Source organism: Bradyrhizobium sp. ORS 86 (genome assembly GCF_045571475.1).
In the GTDB taxonomy this organism is placed as follows: domain Bacteria; phylum Pseudomonadota; class Alphaproteobacteria; order Rhizobiales; family Xanthobacteraceae; genus Bradyrhizobium.
The window spans coordinates 5,828,160-5,845,890 of sequence record NZ_CP120699.1 but is presented as its reverse complement, the minus strand read 5'-3'; the positions used below and the strand labels follow the sequence as shown (position 1 = coordinate 5,845,890).

Below are 17,731 nucleotides of genomic sequence, written 5' to 3'. Positions count from 1 at the left end.
CATGTACGTAGCCGTCAAGGGAGGCGAACGCGCCATCGAGAACGCCCACCGCCTGCTCGCGCATGAGCGGCGTGGCGACCGCGATGTACCGGAAGTGTCGCTGGCGCAGATCGCCGAGCAGCTTTCGCTCGGCGTCGATCGCGTTATGACCGAAGGCTCGCTCTACGATCGCGAGCTCGCGGCGCTGGCGATCAAGCAGGCGCGCGGCGACATGATCGAGGCGATCTTCCTGGTCCGCGCGTTCCGTGCCACGCTGCCGCGCTTCGGCGCGACCGAGCCGGTGAATACCGGCGAGATGCAGGTGCGTCGCCGGATCTCCTCGACCTTCAAGGACATTCCGGGCGGCCAGATCCTGGGGCCCACCTTCGACTACACCCACCGGCTGCTCGATCCGCAGCTTGCCGAGGGTTTGGTGCCGGAGCAGCCGCTGACGGCGGAGGCGTCGCAGGCCGCGACGCCGCGCGTGACCGACATTCTCGGCCGTGACGGCCTGATCGAAAGCTCGCCGCAGGCGGACGCTGACGCACCGGTCGGCGACCTCACCCGCGAGCCGCTGAACTTTCCGGCTGATCGCGACCTGCGGCTGCAGAATCTCGCGCGCGGCGATGAGGGCTTCCTGCTCGCGCTCGGCTATTCGACGCAGCGCGGCTATGGCCGCAACCATCCGTTCGCCGGCGAGATCCGCTTCGGCGACGTCGAGGTCGAGTTCTTCGCTGAGGATGCAGGCTTCGCCGTGCCGCTCGGCTCGATCGAGCTGACCGAATGTCAGATGGTCAATCAGTTCAAGGGCTCGGCGACCGAGGCGCCATGCTTCACTCGCGGCTATGGCCTGGCGTTCGGACAGAGCGAGCGCAAGACGATGTCGATGGCGCTGGTCGATCGCGCGCTTCGCGCACGCGAGCTTGACGAGGAGGTGAGCTCACCAGCGCAGGACGAGGAGTTCGTGATGTCGCACTCCGACAATGTTCAGGCGACCGGCTTCGTCGAACATCTGAAGCTGCCGCATTATGTCGACTTCCAGTCCGAGCTCGGCCTGTTGCGCAAGCTGCGGCAGGAATTCGCCGAGGCGAACCATTCGCCCGAAATGCGGGAGGCCGCGGAATGAACGCGCCGACTTACAACTTCGCCTATCTCGATGAACAGACCAAGCGGATGATCCGCCGTGCGATCCTCAAGGCGATCGCGATTCCCGGCTATCAGGTGCCGTTCGCGAGCCGCGAGATGCCGATGCCCTATGGCTGGGGCACCGGCGGCGTGCAGGTGACCGCAGCGATCCTCGGGCCTGACGACGTGTTGAAGGTGATCGACCAGGGTTCGGACGACACCACCAACGCGATCTCGATCCGCAAGTTCTTCGGCAAGACCGCGGGTGTGGCGACCACGACCTCGACCACGGAGGCGACCGTGATCCAAACCCGCCACCGAATTCCCGAGGCGCCGCTGCATGCGGGGCAGGTGCTGGTCTATCAGGTGCCGATCCCGGAGCCGCTACGGTTCCTCGAGCCGCGTGAGACCGAGACGCGGCGCATGCATGCGCTCGCCGAATACGGACTGATGCATGTAAAACTCTATGAGGACATCGCGCGGTTCGGCCACATCGCCACCGCCTACGCCTATCCGGTCAAGGTGAACGCGCGCTATGTGATGGATCCGTCGCCGACGCCGAAATTCGACAATCCGAAGATGGACAATTGCCCGGCGCTGCAACTGTTCGGCGCCGGCCGCGAGAAGCGCATCTATGCGATCCCTCCGCACACCACCGTGGTCTCGCTCGATTTCGAGGATCACCCGTTCACGCGCTATCGCTTCGATGCGCCATGCGCGCTCTGCGGCGCTGCTGATTCCTATCTCGACGAGATCGTCACCGACGATAAGGGCGGGCGGATGTTCGTCTGCTCCGACACCGATTTCTGCGAGCAGCGCCAGGCGGCCGGTCATCACGGCGCGCTCAGCGCGGCGCCGCACAAGGAGAAGGCGCATGTCTGAGCCGTCTTGTCTCGACAACGACCAGCCGCTGCTGGTCGCCGAAGGGCTCGCCAAGAATTATGGCCAGCTCGCGGCCTGTCGCGACGTCTCCTTCTCGCTCTATCCCGGCGAGGTGCTGGCGATCGTCGGCGAGTCCGGGTCCGGCAAGTCGACCTTGCTGCAGCTTCTTTCGGCGCAGCTCGCGCCAAGCGCGGGACGGGTGTCCTACCGGATGCGCGACGGCGTGCTACGCGATCTCGCCGGCCTTGGCGAAGCCGAGCGACGTTTCCTGTTCCGCACCGATTGGGGCTATGTGCACCAGGATCCGGCGCAGGGGCTGCGCATGGCGGTCTCGGCCGGCGCCAATGTCGGCGAACGGCTGATGGCGGTCGGCTGGAATCACTATGGCCGGATCCGCGACACCGCATCGACCTGGCTCGAGCGGGTCGAGATCGATGTCGGCCGCATCGACGACGCGCCCAAGACCTATTCCGGCGGCATGCGGCAACGGCTGCAGATCGCGCGCAACCTTGTCACCGAGCCGCGGCTGGTGTTCATGGATGAGCCGACCGGCGGCCTCGACGTCTCGGTGCAGGCGCGCCTGCTCGATTTGATGCGCAACCTCGTCAGTGAGCTCGGCCTTGCCGCCATCGTCGTGACCCACGATCTCGCCGTCGCCCGCTTGCTGTCGCACCGCGTGATGGTGATGAAGGGCGGCCGTGTCATCGAGACCGGATTGACCGACCAGGTGCTCGACGATCCGCGCGAGCCCTATACGCAACTGCTCGTTTCCTCGATTCTGCCGCCATGAGTCCGCAAATGACCGCGATGATCGAACTTGCCAATGCCGAGAAGACCTTCACCATGCACCTGCAGGGCGGCGTCGAGCTGCCTGTGGTGCGCGGCGTCTCGTTCCACGTCGAACCGGGCGAATGCGTGGTGTTGTCGGGCCCGTCGGGCGCCGGCAAATCCTCCATTCTGAAGATGATCTTCGGCAATTATCGTTGCGACCGCGGCCGGATCGGCATCCGCCATCATGGTGCGGTGATCGATCTTGCCACCGCCGAGCCGCGCCAGGTGTTGAGCATCCGCCGCTCGACCATCGGCTATGTCAGCCAGTTTCTTCGTGCCGTACCGCGGGTGGCGACGATCGACGTCGTCGCCGAGCCCCTGATCGCCAATGGCGTCGCCCGTGAGGAGGCCCGCGCACGCGCCGGCCGCCTGCTGCGCCGGCTCAATATTCCGGAGCGGCTGTGGCCGCTGCCGCCGGCGACCTTCTCCGGCGGCGAGCAGCAGCGCGTCAACATTGCCCGTGGCTTTATCTCGGATCTGCCGATACTGCTGCTGGACGAGCCGACCGCGTCGCTTGACGCCGCCAACCGCGCCGTGGTGGTTGAGCTGATTGCAGAAAAGAAGACAAAGGGCGTCGCGATGGTCGCGATCGTCCATGACGATGAGATCCGGCATCTGATTGCGGACCGTACCGTCGATGTGACTTCGTTTGCCGCTGCTGCCTGAAGGACCGTTTGAAATGATCGCCAAGCAAGACACCGTCATCGGCAACGCCCGGATCGTCCTCGCCGATCGCGTAATCGAGCAGGGCTGGGTCGCGATGTCAGACGGCAAGGTCGCCGAATTTGGCGAGGGCAGGGCGCCAGAAGCGGCCGAGGACGTCGGCGGCGATCTGATCATGCCCGGCATGATCGAGTTGCACACCGATCATCTCGAAATGCACTACGTGCCGCGGCCCAAGGTGTACTGGAATCCGGTTGCAGCCGTGATCTCCTATGACGGGCAGCTCGCAACGTCGGGCATCACCACGGTGCTGGATTCGCTCCGCGTGTGGCGCGAGGACGGCGCCGAGGGCGTCGATGGCCGCGCCGGCCTGCTGGCCGAGGCGATCGCGGCGGCGCGCGAGGAGAAGCTGCTGCGCGCCGATCACTTCCTGCATCTGCGTTGCGAAATTCCGATGCCCGACGTGGTCGCGGAAGCCAAGGAGCTGATCGATCGCCCGGATGTCCGGCTGATGTCGCTGATGGACCACACGCCGGGCCAGCGCCAGTTCCGCGACGAGGTGAAGCTGCGCGACTACTACCGCGGCAAGGGCGGTGGCATGACCGATGCTCAGCTCGACGTGCTGTTCGCAAAGCGCTTCTCCTATCAGAAGGAATATGCCGCGACCAATATGCGCGCGATCGTCGCGCTGGCGCATGAGTACAAGATCCCGCTGGCGAGCCACGACGACACCACGGACGAGAACGTGGCCGATGCCGTCAACGACAAGGTGTCGGTCGCGGAGTTCCCGACCACGATGGAAGCCGCGCGCGGGCTGCACGCCGCGGGCATCGACATCCTGATGGGTGCACCGAACGTCGTGCGCGGCGGCTCGCATTCCGGCAACATTGCAGCCGTCGACCTGGCGCGCGAGGGCATGCTCGATATCCTGTCGTCGGACTATATCCCGTCGAGCCTGTTGATGGCGGCGCTGCAATTGCCGCAGCGGGTGCCGACGATCGATCTCGCGTCCGCCGTTCGGACCGTGACGAAGACGCCGGCCGAGGCGGTCGGGCTTGCCGATCGCGGCGAGATCGCGGTCGGCAAACGCGCCGATCTGATCCGGGTGCACATCGCGCGTGGCCTGCCGGTGGTGCGCAGCGTCTGGCGCGAAGGGAGGAGGGTCGCATGAGCGAAGCTCCGATCATCGCCGCGCCGCGTGCCGGCGCGATCGGCCCCGGACGGCTGGTGCTGGTGGTCGGCCCGAGCGGTGCCGGCAAGGACACGCTGCTGGGATTGGCGAAGGCGTCCTGTAGCGATGACCGCAATATTGTGTTTCCGCGCCGCCTGATCACCCGCGAAGCCTCGGCCTCGGAAGACAACGAGGAGGTCAGCGCGGAGGCGTTCCAGCGCGCGGTGATTGCCGGTGACTATGCCATGCATTGGGAAGCCCATGGGCATCGCTATGCGCTGTCGCGGATCATCGACGACGACATCGGAGCCGGCCGCACCGTGATCGCCAATGTCTCACGCACGGTGATCTCGGCCGCGCGCCGCAACTATGCCAATGTCGTGGTGGTCTCGATTACGGCGCCGCCGGATGTGCTCGCCGCACGAATCGCGATGCGCGCCCGCGCCAGCGACGGCCAGCTCGCGCAGCGGTTGGCGCGCACCGTCGACGAAACCACCGCGACGCCGGATTTCACCATCGTCAATTCCGGCACCGCCGACTATCACGCGCGGCAGCTTGTCCGCGTCATCAAGGGCGAGCGCTGGGACGGTTAGGCGGCGACTTCCAAACGAGAAAGGGCACTGATGTCGGTGATTGAGACGATCGAGCAACTCGAGGCGATCTATGGTTTCCCGAACGATGCCTCGACCGTGAAGGTCGCGGGCTGCGTGACGCCGCTCTACCGCGCGCTGATCGAGAAATCGCCCTTCGTGTCGCTGGCGACAGCGGGGCCCGAAGGGCTCGATTGCTCGCCGCGCGGCGATCTGCCGGGCTTCGTCCGCATCCATGACGAGAAGACGCTGATGATGCCGGATCGCCGCGGCAACAACCGCTGCGATTCGCTGCGCAACATCGTCCGCGATCCCCGCGTCGGGCTATTGTTCCTGATCCCGGGCTCGGGCAGCACGCTGCGCGTCAATGGCCGCGCCTATCTCACGACAGAGCCCGAGTTGCTTGCCTCGTTCAAGATCGAGGGCAAGGCGCCGCGCACGGTCATCGTGATGACGGTCGAGGAGATGTATTTCCAATGCGCCCGCGCGATCGTGCGTTCCGACCTCTGGAATCCAGACAAGCGGGTTGACCCCAGGACATTGCCGACGCCGGGCCAGATCCTCGCCGAGATGAGCGCGAACACCGTCGGCGGCGAAAAATACGATCGGGAATGGCCCGAGCGTGCGCGGCAGACGATGTGGTGATGGCTAGGCGGCTTGCTTGCCCTTCGATTGCTCTTCGAACGCCTTCAACGACACCGCTGCGACCTGGCGCAATGCCTCGCGGTCGGCGCCGGAAGAGGCCATCACGCCCATGCCGGCGGTGATGGCGGAGAGGTAGCGCGCGAGCGCGGCGGGATCGGCGGCCTCGCCGAGATCATGCTCGGCCTTGGCGCGCACGAAGCGCTCGCGCAACTGCTCCTCGGTCTGCGCGCGCCGCGCGGCCAGTTCGAACGGGACGTTGGCCGAGCCGGTGCCGCAGGCGAGGCCGCCCTGGACCAGCAAGCAGCCCGGCGGGTTGGCGGGGTCGGTCTGGGTGTCGGCGGTCTCCATCAGCATCCGCTCCGCCACGTCGCGGGCGGTTGGAGCGCTCAGCACCTTCTCCATCCAGGCGTTGCGCTTCTCAGTGTAGCGGTCGAGGGCGGCCTTCAAGAGCCCCTCCTTGCTGCCGAAGGCGGCGTAGAGGCTCGGTGGATTGATGCACATGACTTCGGTGAGCTGCGCGATCGTTGCGCCCTCGTAACCGTGCCGCCAGAACACCTCCATAGCCCGGTCCAACGCCGCATCGGCGTCGAAAGCGCGGGGACGTCCCATAGCCATGTGTCTCACTCCCTGAGCCGGGTGCCGTTTCTGTGACGGATTGTCCCCACTCTATCCCGTTGTCGAATTTGATCTTTCCCCTGACTTCCAGTTTCCCCAACAGTCTGCTAAGAATTTCCTAGCGTCCGATACATAAGTATCTTGCGGACCCGCGTCCAGCTCCACATCTGTAGCGAACACTACAGTTATCTGGAGCGCGCAAATGCCCTCGCTGATCCAAACCTCCCGTTCCGGCCGTTTCCGACGCAGCGTCGGCGGTATCGTGATCCTCGGCGCCGTTGCGGTGGCCGGTTCGATCGCAACCGGCCGCTATTTTTATGCTGCGCAGGCGACTACCGCCGCGACCGCTCCCGAGCAGGCCGTCGCGGTGACCGTTGCGGTCGTCGAGCCGCGCCGGACCACCCTGTTCGATGACTTCTCGGGCCGGCTCGAGGCTGTCGACCGCGTCCAGGTTCGGCCGCGGGTTGCCGGCGCGATCCTTTCGGCCAATTTCACGGAGGGCGCGCTGGTGAAGGCCGGCGATGTCCTGTTCAAGATCGATCCCGCGCCCTATGCCGCCGAGGTCGATAAGGCCCAGGCGCAGCTCGAGGCCGCGAAGGCCCGCGCCGTCTTCACCGCCACTGAGGTCGAGCGCGGCGCGCAGCTCGTCGGCAACAACATCGTGACCAAGCGCGATTTCGACCAGCGCGACAACGCTAACCGTGAGGCGATCGCCAATGTGAAGGCGGCCGAAGCCACGCTGCAGACAGCAAAGCTCAACCTCGACTACACCGAGGTCCGCGCGCCGGTCGATGGCCGGGTCGGGAGGATCGAGGTCACCGTCGGCAACCTCGTCGCCGCCGGCACTGCGTCGCCGGTGCTGACCACGCTCGTCTCGGTCAATCCGATCTATGCCAGCTTCGATGCGGACGAAGAGGTGGTGCTGCGGGCATTGAACTCGATCGCCGACGCCTCCGGCAAGCGCGGCGACCTCGGCCGGATCCCGGTCGACATGACGACATCAGGCGGCCTCGGCGCCAAGGGGCACATCCAGCTCATCGACAACCAGGTCAACGGCCAGAGCGGCACCATCCGCGTCCGCGCCGTGTTCCGCAACGATGACGGCCGGCTGATCCCCGGTCAGTTCGCGCGCGTGCGCATGGGCCAGCCGCAACAGCAGACGCTGGTTCTGATCGACGAGCGTGCGGTCGGCACCGACCAGGACAAGAAGTTCGTCATGGTGGTCGGCGACGACAATCGCGCGGTCTACCGCTCGATCACGCTCGGCGGCTCGGTCGACGGTCTGCGCGTCGTGACCGCCGGACTGAAATCGGGCGACCGCATCGTGGTCAACGGCCTGCAACGCGTGCGCCCCGGCGCGCTCTTGAAGACTGAAGTCGCCGAGATGGGCGCGAGAGGCATGCAACAGGCATCGGCCGAGACCAACCAGCACACGGCGCAGCGTTAACAAGCTGCTGCGCCCGGGGGCATCACTATGAATCTTTCAAAATTCTTCATCGACCGGCCGATCTTTGCGGGCGTCTTGTCGATCCTGATCTTCCTGGCCGGCCTGATCTCGCTCTTGGCGATGCCGATCTCGGAATACCCGGACGTCGTGCCGCCGTCGGTCGTGGTGCGCGCGACCTATCCTGGCGCCAATCCGAAGGTGATCGCCGAGACGGTCGCGACCCCGATCGAGGAGCAGATCAACGGCGTCGAGGGCATGCTCTATATGAGCAGCCAGGCGACCACCGACGGAGCGATGACGCTGACCGTCACCTTCCGCCTCGGCACCGATCCCGACAAGGCGACGCAACTGGTGCAGAACCGCGTGCAGCAGGCCGAACCGCGCCTGCCGGCGGTGGTGCGCCAGCTCGGCATCATCACCAAGAAGAGCTCGCCCGACCTCACCATGGTCGTGCATCTGCTATCGCCGAACAACCGCTACGACATGACGTATCTGCGCAACTATGCGGTGCTCAATGTCAAGGACCGGCTGGCGCGGATCGACGGCGTCGGCGATGTGCAGATTTACGGCGCCGGCGACTACTCGATGCGGGTCTGGGTCGATCCGCAAAAGGCCGCCGAACACAGCCTGACCGCGAGCGACGTGGTGCGTGCGATCCAGGCGCAGAACGTCGAGGCGGCCGCCGGCGTGGTCGGCTCGTCGCCCAGCGTCAAGGGCATCGACCTGCAGCTCTCCGTCAACGCCGAAGGACGGTTGTCGACCGAGGAGCAGTTCGGCGACATCGTTGTCAAGACAGGCTCGCGGGGCGAGGTGGTGCGGTTGCGCGACGTCGCGCGGATCGAGCTCGGCGCTTCCGAATACGGCCTGCGCTCGCTGCTCGACAACAAGCAGGCGGTCGCGCTGCCGATTTTCCAGGCCCCCGGCTCCAACGCGCTGCAGATTTCGGACAATGTCCGCGCCACCATGGCGGAGATCAAGAAGAACATGCCGGAAGGCGTGTCCTACCAGATCGTCTACGACCCGACGCAGTTCGTGCGCTCCTCGATCGAGGCCGTCATCCACACGCTGCTGGAGGCGATCGCGCTCGTCGTGCTGGTCGTGATCCTGTTCCTGCAGACCTGGCGCGCCTCGATCATTCCGCTGCTCGCCGTCCCGGTGTCGATCGTCGGCACTTTCGCGGTGATGCACATATTCGGATTCTCGATCAACGCGCTTAGCCTGTTCGGCCTGGTGCTGGCGATCGGCATCGTGGTCGACGATGCCATCGTCGTGGTCGAGAATGTCGAGCGCAACATCGAGTCCGGCCTATCGCCGCGCGATGCCACCAACCAGGCGATGCGGGAAGTATCGGGGCCGATCATCGCGATCGCGCTGGTGCTGATCGCGGTGTTCGTGCCGCTCGCCTTCATCTCCGGCCTCACCGGGCAGTTCTACAAGCAGTTCGCGCTGACGATCGCCATCTCGACAGTGATCTCGGCGATCAACTCGCTCACGCTGTCGCCGGCGCTGTCGGCGCTACTGCTGAAGGGCCACCACGAGCCGAAGGACCGGCTGACGCTGATCCTGGAGAAGGGGCTCGGCTGGTTCTTCCGCGGCTTCAACCGCGTCTTCACCCGCTCCTCGGAGAACTATGGCCGCACCGTTTCCAAGGTGATCTTCGGCAAGGCCGCGGTGATGGGCATCTACGTGCTGTTGATCGGCGTCACCGGCGTATTGTTCAGGCAGGTGCCGAGCGGCTTCGTGCCGGGCCAGGACAAGCAGTATCTGGTCGGTTTTGCGCGACTGCCCGACGGCGCCACGCTCGACCGCACCGAGGAAGTGATCCGCAAGATGAGCGACATCGCACTGACGCAGCCAGGCGTCGAGAGCTCGGTGGCGTTCCCGGGCCTGTCGATCTCCGGCTTCACCAACTCCTCCAATGCCGGCATCGTGTTCTCGACGCTGAAGCCGTTCGACGAGCGCAAGGATCCTTCGCTGAGCGGTCCGGCGATCGCAGCCGAATTGAACAAGAAGTATGCCGGCATCCAGGAGGCTTTCATCGCCATGTTCCCGCCGCCGCCGGTCAACGGGCTCGGCACCATCGGCGGCTTCAAGCTGCAGATCGAGGACCGCGCCGGCCTCGGCTACGAGGCGCTGAACGATGCGACCAAGGCGTTCATGGCCGCGATCCAGAAGGCACCGGAGATCGCCGGCGCGTTCTCCAGCTTCCAGGTCAACGTGCCGCAGCTCTTTGCTGACATCGATCGCACCAAGGCGCTGCAGCTCGGTGTGCCCGTGACTGAGGTGTTCAATACGCTGCAGATCTATCTGGGGTCGTACTACGTGAACGACTTCAACAAGTTCGGGCGCACCTATTCTGTCTATGTCCAGGCCGACGCTCCGTTCCGCGCGCGGGCCGACGATATCAGGCAGTTGAAGGTGCGCTCGTCCTCGGGCGACATGGTGCCGCTGTCGGCGCTGCTGAAGGTCCGCCAGAGCGCGGGTCCGGAGCGTGCGATCCGCTACAACGGCTTCCTGTCGTCGGACATCAACGCCGCCGCGGCGCCGGGCTATTCCTCCGGCCAGGCGCAGGAGGCGGCGACGCGGATCGCCGCGGAGGTGCTGCCGCCCGGCTTTGCCTTCGAGTGGACCGACCTGACTTATCAGGAATTCATCGCCGGCAATTCGGGACTCTGGGTGTTTCCGTTGGCGATCCTGCTGGTGTTCCTGGTGCTCGCCGCGCTCTATGAGAGCCTGACGCTGCCGCTCTCGATCATCATGATCGTGCCGATGGGCCTGTTGGCCGCGATGTTCGGCGTCTGGCTCTCGAAGGGTGACAACAACGTCTTCACCCAGATCGGCCTGATCGTGCTGGTGGGACTGTCGGCCAAGAACGCGATTCTGATCGTCGAATTTGCGCGCGAGCTTGAATTCGCTGGACGTTCGCCAATCCGTGCCGCGATCGAGGCAAGCCGGTTGCGGCTGCGGCCGATCCTGATGACGTCGATGGCGTTCATCATGGGCGTGTTGCCGCTGGTGCTGTCGACCGGCGCGGGCTCGGAGATGCGGCGCGCGATGGGCGTCGCCGTGTTCTCCGGCATGATCGGTGTCACGGTCTTCGGCCTGTTCCTGACACCGGTATTCTATGTGCTGCTGCGCAGCCTCACCGGGATGAAGCCGTTGACCCAGCACGGCGAGGCGACGATCCCGAACAAGGCGCACGCGGCATGATGCCGCGTGCGTTTTCATGAAGTTTTCGAAAGGTCAGGCGGCAATGTCCAGCAGCAGTTGCGAGGAACCGCGGACCAGCGCCTTACGGCCCGCAGGCGTCAACGCAAACGAATCACCCCGCACCGCAACATAGCCAAGCGTGATGAGGCTTTCGACCGCAAACCGGCTCAGTTTGGAAGGGTTTGCCGCGGGGGCCCGCAGCGCTTTCAACGCGTCCCACTGATCGGGTCTGAGTTCGAGTTCTTCGCTCATGGATCTTTGCACTCCAGCAATTCACGGGATGCGAGATACAGAGCGCAGATGAATTTCGTGCGACCACAACGAGTCAGGATTTCGATTTATGTGGACCCACCGTCACATCATCGTGTCATTGGATTATTTCAAGTTTTTCGAATCGTGATGCATCGCGACGCGTGATGTCGTCACAGAGGTTAACCGCATTGGTTAACCGCGCCGCACGCTCGCGCCGCCGTCGACTGGCAACGTGACACCGGTGATGAAGTTGGCTTCGTCGGAAGCGAGAAACAGCGCGGCGTTGGCGACGTCCCAGCCGGTGCCCATCTTGTGGCGGAGCGGCACCTTGCTGTCGCGTTCGGCCTCGACCTCGGCGCGGCTCTTCTTGAATTCGCGGGCGCGGGTGTCGACCGCCATCGGCGTGTTCATCAACCCGGGGAGGATCACATTGGCGCGAATGCCGTATTGCGCGTTCTGGTAGGCGAGCTGCTCGGTGAATGCGATCATCGCGGACTTCGTCGCCTTGTAGGCAACGTAGGGATAGGTCGTGATCGCGGCCATCGAGGAGATGTTGATGATCGCGCCGCGCTGCTGCTGTCGCATGATCGGGATCACGTGCTTGGCGGCGAGAACACAGCTCTTCAGGTTGATCGCCACGCAGCGATCGAAGGCCTCTTCGGTGATATCGAGCAGCTCGGCGTCGCCGCCGGACAGGCTGACGCCGACATTGTTGTGCAGGATGTCGATGCTGCCCCAGCGCGTATGCGCGTCGGTCACCATGGCCCTGATGTCGGCGTTCTTCGTAACGTCGGCCTTGAAGGCCACTGCGGTGCCGCCCTTGGCCGCGATCAGGTCGGCGGTCTCCTGCGCTGAAACCAGATTGTGATCGACGCACAACACCTTCGCGCCCTCGCGGGCAAACGTTAGCGCGGTGGCGCGGCCGTTGCCGATGCCCTCACCGGGGCTCTGTCCGGCCCCGACGACGATAGCGACACGATCTTGCAGGCGCATGTCACTTCACTCCCGGTAACGGGTACTGCTGCAGTACCTCTTTATAGGTTGGTTCGTTGTCGATCTTCATGGTCGCGAGCACGCGGACCACGGCACAGTAGAATGCAATGGTCAGCACGAGGTCGGTCATGTGCTCGTCGGAGAGCTGCGCCTTGATCTCGGCAAAGGTCGCATCCGACATCGCGAGCTCCCGCACCATTTCGCGGGCGCCTCGAAGGATCGCCCTGGCGAGCGGCTCGAGCTTCGACGGCTTGCCCTCGGTCTCGGCGATCAGGCCCTCGATGTCGGCGTCGGTGACGCCGAACTCCTTGCCGATCTTCACATGATGGGTGAACTCGTATTCCGACTTCTCCATCCATCCGACCTGGAGGATCGCGAGTTCCCTCAAGCGCGGATCGAGCTTGCTCTTGAAGCGGATGTAGCCGCCGATCCCGTTGAAGGCGCGCGCCATGTCCGGCGAGTTGACCAGCAGCTTGTGCAAATTGGTGTTGCGCTTGAGCATGTCCCGATATTCGGGCGCAACCTGATCGGCTTCGAGATAGGGCAGGCGGGCCATTGTTGTTGTCCTTGGTTCGGCGGCTTGCGGGATGGGCGGGATTCAGCCGTACAGCGCTTTGTACTCGGTTTGATAATTGGCGTAGGAGTCCTTCATGCTGGCGCCGTTGAGCAGCATGGTCGCAACCGGAATGTTGTCGGCGTCGAACACGGTGGTGCGCACCCACATGCTCTCAGTGCGCTTGCTGCCGGAGAGCGCGACGACCTCACGTTCAGCCCAGTAGGTTTCGCCTGGGAATAGCGGCCCGCGCAGCAGGCGAATCTCCTGGTCGGCGAATAATCCGACGGCGAGGCCGCGAACCGGCAGCCGGTCCTCGCGCGCGCGGTACTGGAACAGCACGCTCAGCATTTCCATCGGGATGATGGCGCGGCCCCAGGGATTGTGCTCGAGCGAATAGTAGTCCGACGGTTCGGTGATCACCTTCAGCTTGTCGGTCAGCGAGAATGGGTAGAGATCGCCCATGTTCTGGTCGAAATCCATCTTGATCGCCTGGCGCGGCGTCTTCATGCCGACCTTGATGTCGGCGAGGATGACGGGATCGGTCAATGGCTTCAAGTCGCCGAGCCGGCGGGTCAGGGCCGTCTCCGTGCCGTCGCCGTCAATCGACGCGGTCCCGCGCAGGATCTCGGTGCCATCGCGCTTGATCATTCCGATCGCGCAGACGGTTTGGCCCGGTTTCGGCTTCTCGATCTGGGCCTGCACCTCCTCGCCCTCAAAGGCCGGATTGCGGTAATGCGCGGACAGGCATCCGGTTATGAACCAGGCCCGGCCCCAGATCCGTTCGCACAACGGTGCGAACTGGCTGAAGTGAGTTGGCCCTTCGATCGTGCCGCCGCGGAAGCCGAGCTTCTGCGCGGTTGCGTCGTCGTGGATCGACGCGTGAGAGTCGTAGACCTGGGCCCGAAGCATCTGCTTCGGGCTGCGCCAGGGACCCACCAGCAGATCGCCATTCTCCACGATTTCCGTCGTGAACGCGGATTCGACTGTGATCATCCTTGGTCTCCCTTTGCGCGCCACCGTTTCAAAGAAGCCGGCGTTCGGCAAGACCACGCATAGGCAGCGGAGAAAGGAGATATGTCTTGCCGCAAGGGAACAGGGCTGTTCATGCATAACAAAATCAGTGCATGCTGATGCATGATCCTGTCCGAATGAAACGAGACCGGGTCACACCGGCGTGGCAGAGACGGGACGGGGAGCCTGACGAATGGCGTTGATGGAAGTTGGACTGGACGACAAGTACCGGTTGGACGCGAAACGAATTTTCCTTTCCGGTACCCAGGCGCTGGTCCGATTGCCCATGTTGCAGCGCGAGCGCGATCGCGCGCATGGGCTGAACACCGCGGGTTTCATTTCCGGCTATCGCGGCTCGCCGCTCGGCATGTACGACCACGCGCTGTGGCGCGCGAAGTCTTTCCTGAAAGAGCATGACATCGCCTTCGTGCCGGGTCTCAATGAGGACCTGGCGGCGACCGCGGTATGGGGCAGCCAGCAGGTCGGCATGTTTCCGGGCGCCAAGGTCGATGGCGTGTTCGGCATCTGGTACGGCAAGGGCCCCGGCGTCGACCGCTCGCTTGATGCGCTCAAGCACGCCAATTCTGCCGGTACCTCCCCCAATGGCGGCGTGATCGCGCTCGCCGGTGACGACCATGGCTGCCAGTCCTCGACGCTGGCCCATCAGAGCGAGCAGGTGTTCGCCTCGGCACTGATGCCCGTGGTCAATCCGGCGACGCTGCAGGATTATCTCGATCTCGGCATCCTCGGCTTTGCGTTGTCGCGCTATTCGGGCTGCTGGGTCGGCTTCAAGGCGATCTCGGAGACGGTGGAAAGCTCAGCCTCGATCGTCAGCGACCCTGACCGCATCAAGATCATCATGCCCGACGACTTCGAGATGCCGCCGGGCGGGCTGTCGATCCGCTGGCCGGATCCGCCGCTGGAGGCGGAGCGGCGGCTGCATGGTCCGAAGATGGAGGCGGTCGCCGCCTTTACCCGCGTCAACCGCTTCGACCGCATCGTGCTGGATTCGAAGCCGGCGCGGCTCGGCATCATGGCGACCGGCAAGGCCTATCTCGATCTGCGCCAGGCGCTCGCCGATCTCGGCATCACGGACGCCGAGGCCCAGACGCTCGGCCTGCGCATCTACAAGGTGGCGCTGACCTGGCCGCTGGAGCAACGCGGGGCGCGCGCCTTCGCCGAAGGCCTGCGGGACGTGCTCGTGGTCGAGGAGAAGCGCGGCTTCATCGAGGACCAGCTTGTTCGCATCCTCTACAACATGGACGCCTCGAAGCGGCCATCGGTGGTGGGCAAGCGCGACGAGAGCGGCGCGATTTTGTTGCCGAGCGAAGGCGAGCTGACGCCGACCATGGTGGCGGCCGCCGTGGTGGCGCGGCTGCGCAAGCTCGGGCATCGCAGCCCGATGCTGGAGCAGCGGCTCGCCAAGCTCGAGGCGTTCGATCGGCCGGCCGAAGGCACGGGTAGCGTCAAGCTGGCGCGCACCCCGTATTTCTGCTCGGGCTGCCCGCACAATACCTCCACCAAGATCCCCGAGGGCAGCCGTGCCATGGCCGGTATCGGTTGCCACGGCATGGCGCTGTCGGTGCCGAACCGCAACACCCAGACCATCTCGCACATGGGCGCGGAAGGCGTGAGCTGGATCGGGCAGGCGCCCTTTACCACCGAACAGCACGTGTTCCAGAATCTCGGCGACGGCACCTACACTCATTCCGGCCTGCTGGCGCTGCGTGCGGCCGCCGCCGCCGGCGTCAACATCACCTACAAGATCCTCTACAACGACGCGGTCGCCATGACCGGCGGCCAGCCTGCCGAGGGCGGCTTCACGGTGTCGCAGATCGCCCACCAGGTGGCGGCCGAAGGCACCAAGCGGCTCGCGATCGTCTCCGATGATCCCGACAAGTACCCCGCCAATTACTTCCCTGCCGGCGCCACCGTGCATCATCGCCGCGAGCTCGATGCCGTGCAGCGGAACTTGCGCGAGATCAAGGGCCTGACGGTTCTGATCTACGACCAGACCTGCGCCGCAGAAAAGCGCCGCCGCCGCAAGCGCGGGCTCTATCCCGATCCGGCGAAGCGCATCTTCATCAACGAGCGCGTCTGCGAGGGCTGCGGCGACTGTTCGCAGGCCTCGAACTGCGTCTCGGTGCAGCCGCTGGAGACCGAGTTCGGCCGCAAGCGCCGCATCGACCAGTCGAACTGCAACAAGGATTTCTCCTGCATCGAGGGATTCTGCCCGAGCTTCGTTACCGTGCTCGATCCCAAGCTGCGCAAGGCCGACCGCACCGCGGCCGATCCGAAAGCGCTGTTCGCCGACCTGCCGACGCCGCCGGCGGCCGCGCTGGATGCGCCCTACAACATCCTGGTCACCGGGATCGGCGGCACCGGCGTCATCACCATCGGCGCGCTGCTTGGCATGGCCGCGCATGTGCAGGGGCTGGCCTGCTCGACGCTCGACTTCACCGGCCTCTCGCAGAAGAACGGCGCTGTCATGAGCCACGTCCGGCTCGCGCCGGCGGCCGACATGCTGACCACCGTCCGCATCGCGCCGGGCAATGCCAATCTGATCCTCGGCTGCGACCTCGTCGTTGCGACCAGCGCGCCGGCGCTGAGCCGGGCCGAGCGCGGCGTCACCCGCGCCGTGGTCAACGCCGATCTGTTGCCGACCGCGAGCTTCGTGATCGATCCGGACATCGATTTCGAGGCCGGCGCGATGCGCGATGCGCTGAACGGCGCGGTGACGCCTGGCGATCTCGACATTCTCGACGCCACGGGCCTTGCCACCGCGCTGATGGGCGACAGCATCGCGACCAACGCCTTCATGCTCGGCTTTGCGTTCCAGCGCGGCGCGATCCCGCTGTCGCTGGATGCCATCCTGAAGGCGATCGAGCTCAACGGTGCGGCGATCGAGATGAACAAGACGGCGTTCTCGTGGGGACGGCTTGCCGCGCACGACCTGCCGCGCGTCATCAGCGCCGCGCGCTTCAAGAGCGCGGGTGCTGCGCCGGCCAAGCGGACGCTGGACGAGGCAATCGCGTACCGCGCCAAGTTCCTGACCGACTATCAGGACGAGGCTTACGCCAAGCGCTATCTCGCCGACGTCGCGCGGGTGCGTGCGGCCGAGGCTGCGGCGGCGCCCGGTTCGCAGGATTTGACCGAGGCGTTCGCCAAGGGCCTGTTCAAGCTGATGGCCTACAAGGACGAATATGAGGTCGCCCGGCTTTATTCCGACGGCGAGTTCGCCAGGTCCTTGCGGGAGCAGTTCGACGGCAATCCGAAGCTGAAGGTGCTGCTGGCGCCGCCACTGCTCGCACCACGCGATCCCGTCACCGGACGTCTGCAGAAGCGCGAGTTTGGCCCATGGGTGTTCCAGGCCTTCAGCATCCTGGCGCGACTGAAGGGCTTGCGCGGCACCGCATTCGACATCTTCGGCTACACCGCTGAGCGCAGGATGGAGCGCGCGCTGCCGGGCGAATATTCCGCGATGATCCTGCGTCATCTCGACGGCAAAAAGCCGGTCGACCTGCCACGGCTGGTGGCACTGGCGAAGTCGGCCGATCTGGTGCGCGGCTACGGCCACATCAAGGAAGCCAACGTCGCCCGCTTCCGCGGCGAATGTGCGCGGCTGGAGAGCGCGATCGGCCGGCCGATGGCGCAGGCGGCCGAATAAGGCCGTGAAGTCGGCCGCGGTGGGAACCTTCCGCGGCCGCCGTCGTTGAACGGTGGCCCCGCTCGCGGCTTCGGCTGGATTGGCGCGGCCGGGC

General features: G+C 65.1%; 15 protein-coding genes. 10 read left to right on the top strand and 5 right to left on the bottom strand.

Annotation, left to right across the window (positions count from 1 at the left end):
• Position 1 precedes the first annotated feature (1 nt).
• The 7 genes from P6U25_RS26935 to P6U25_RS26905 are packed head-to-tail and all read left to right on the top strand — an operon-like array spanning position 2 to position 5,886.
• On the top strand, positions 2-1,105 hold the full coding sequence (locus tag P6U25_RS26935; RefSeq protein WP_407147788.1) for a carbon-phosphorus lyase complex subunit PhnI: 1,104 nt from the start codon (positions 2-4) through the stop codon (positions 1,103-1,105).
• On the top strand, positions 1,102-1,986 hold the full coding sequence (locus tag P6U25_RS26930) for an alpha-D-ribose 1-methylphosphonate 5-phosphate C-P-lyase PhnJ (protein ID WP_407147787.1): 885 nt from the start codon (positions 1,102-1,104) through the stop codon (positions 1,984-1,986). Before P6U25_RS26935 ends, P6U25_RS26930 begins: the two co-directional genes overlap by 4 nt.
• The gene (gene phnK, locus P6U25_RS26925; RefSeq protein WP_407147786.1) at positions 1,979-2,776 is read left to right on the top strand and encodes a phosphonate C-P lyase system protein PhnK; all 798 of its coding nucleotides are present in this window, start codon (positions 1,979-1,981) and stop codon (positions 2,774-2,776) included. Before P6U25_RS26930 ends, phnK begins: the two co-directional genes overlap by 8 nt.
• An 8-nt stretch (positions 2,777-2,784) precedes the next feature.
• The gene (gene phnL, locus P6U25_RS26920) at positions 2,785-3,483 is read left to right on the top strand and encodes a phosphonate C-P lyase system protein PhnL (RefSeq protein ID WP_407147785.1); all 699 of its coding nucleotides are present in this window, start codon (positions 2,785-2,787) and stop codon (positions 3,481-3,483) included.
• Positions 3,484-3,496: 13 nt separating this feature from the next.
• Positions 3,497-4,651, top strand: coding sequence for an alpha-D-ribose 1-methylphosphonate 5-triphosphate diphosphatase (locus tag P6U25_RS26915; RefSeq protein WP_407147784.1), 1,155 nt, complete (start codon positions 3,497-3,499; stop codon positions 4,649-4,651).
• Entirely contained in the window at positions 4,648-5,244 is a 597-nt protein-coding gene (gene phnN, locus P6U25_RS26910) for a phosphonate metabolism protein/1,5-bisphosphokinase (PRPP-forming) PhnN (protein ID WP_407147783.1), read from the top strand. Before P6U25_RS26915 ends, phnN begins: the two co-directional genes overlap by 4 nt.
• 30 nt (positions 5,245-5,274) lie before the next feature.
• Positions 5,275-5,886 carry a pyridoxamine 5'-phosphate oxidase family protein gene (locus tag P6U25_RS26905; protein WP_407147782.1) on the top strand — a complete coding sequence of 204 codons (612 nt, stop codon included), beginning with the start codon at positions 5,275-5,277 and terminating at the stop codon, positions 5,884-5,886.
• A 3-nt stretch (positions 5,887-5,889) separates the two neighbouring features.
• Here P6U25_RS26905 and P6U25_RS26900 read toward each other — a convergent pair whose 3' ends face one another.
• Positions 5,890-6,501: a TetR/AcrR family transcriptional regulator gene (locus P6U25_RS26900; protein WP_407147781.1), complete on the bottom strand. Its 612-nt coding sequence runs from the start codon at positions 6,499-6,501 to the stop codon at positions 5,890-5,892.
• A gap of 202 nt (positions 6,502-6,703) precedes the next feature.
• Between P6U25_RS26900 and P6U25_RS26895 the strand changes: the two genes are divergently transcribed.
• Together P6U25_RS26895 and P6U25_RS26890 are read left to right on the top strand one after the other, a co-directional pair.
• The gene (locus P6U25_RS26895) at positions 6,704-7,948 is read left to right on the top strand and encodes an efflux RND transporter periplasmic adaptor subunit (RefSeq protein ID WP_407147780.1); all 1,245 of its coding nucleotides are present in this window, start codon (positions 6,704-6,706) and stop codon (positions 7,946-7,948) included.
• Positions 7,949-7,975: 27 nt separating this feature from the next.
• Positions 7,976-11,158, top strand: coding sequence for an efflux RND transporter permease subunit (locus tag P6U25_RS26890; protein ID WP_407147779.1), 3,183 nt, complete (start codon positions 7,976-7,978; stop codon positions 11,156-11,158).
• Between the two features lie 33 nt (positions 11,159-11,191).
• Here P6U25_RS26890 and P6U25_RS26885 read toward each other — a convergent pair whose 3' ends face one another.
• From P6U25_RS26885 to P6U25_RS26870, 4 genes are all read right to left on the bottom strand, one after another.
• Positions 11,192-11,410: a hypothetical protein gene (locus tag P6U25_RS26885; protein WP_407147778.1), complete on the bottom strand. Its 219-nt coding sequence runs from the start codon at positions 11,408-11,410 to the stop codon at positions 11,192-11,194.
• A gap of 192 nt (positions 11,411-11,602) precedes the next feature.
• On the bottom strand, positions 11,603-12,403 hold the full coding sequence (locus tag P6U25_RS26880; RefSeq protein ID WP_407147777.1) for an SDR family NAD(P)-dependent oxidoreductase: 801 nt from the start codon (positions 12,401-12,403) through the stop codon (positions 11,603-11,605).
• A gap of 1 nt (position 12,404) precedes the next feature.
• Complete coding sequence (locus P6U25_RS26875; protein ID WP_407147776.1) at positions 12,405-12,959, bottom strand: carboxymuconolactone decarboxylase family protein; 555 nt, start codon at positions 12,957-12,959, stop codon at positions 12,405-12,407.
• A gap of 42 nt (positions 12,960-13,001) precedes the next feature.
• Positions 13,002-13,952, bottom strand: a complete 951-nt coding sequence (locus P6U25_RS26870; RefSeq protein ID WP_407147775.1) for a hypothetical protein — start codon at positions 13,950-13,952, stop codon at positions 13,002-13,004.
• A gap of 211 nt (positions 13,953-14,163) precedes the next feature.
• Between P6U25_RS26870 and P6U25_RS26865 the strand changes: the two genes are divergently transcribed.
• Positions 14,164-17,637: an indolepyruvate ferredoxin oxidoreductase family protein gene (locus P6U25_RS26865; RefSeq protein WP_407147774.1), complete on the top strand. Its 3,474-nt coding sequence runs from the start codon at positions 14,164-14,166 to the stop codon at positions 17,635-17,637.
• Positions 17,638-17,731 lie beyond the last annotated feature (94 nt).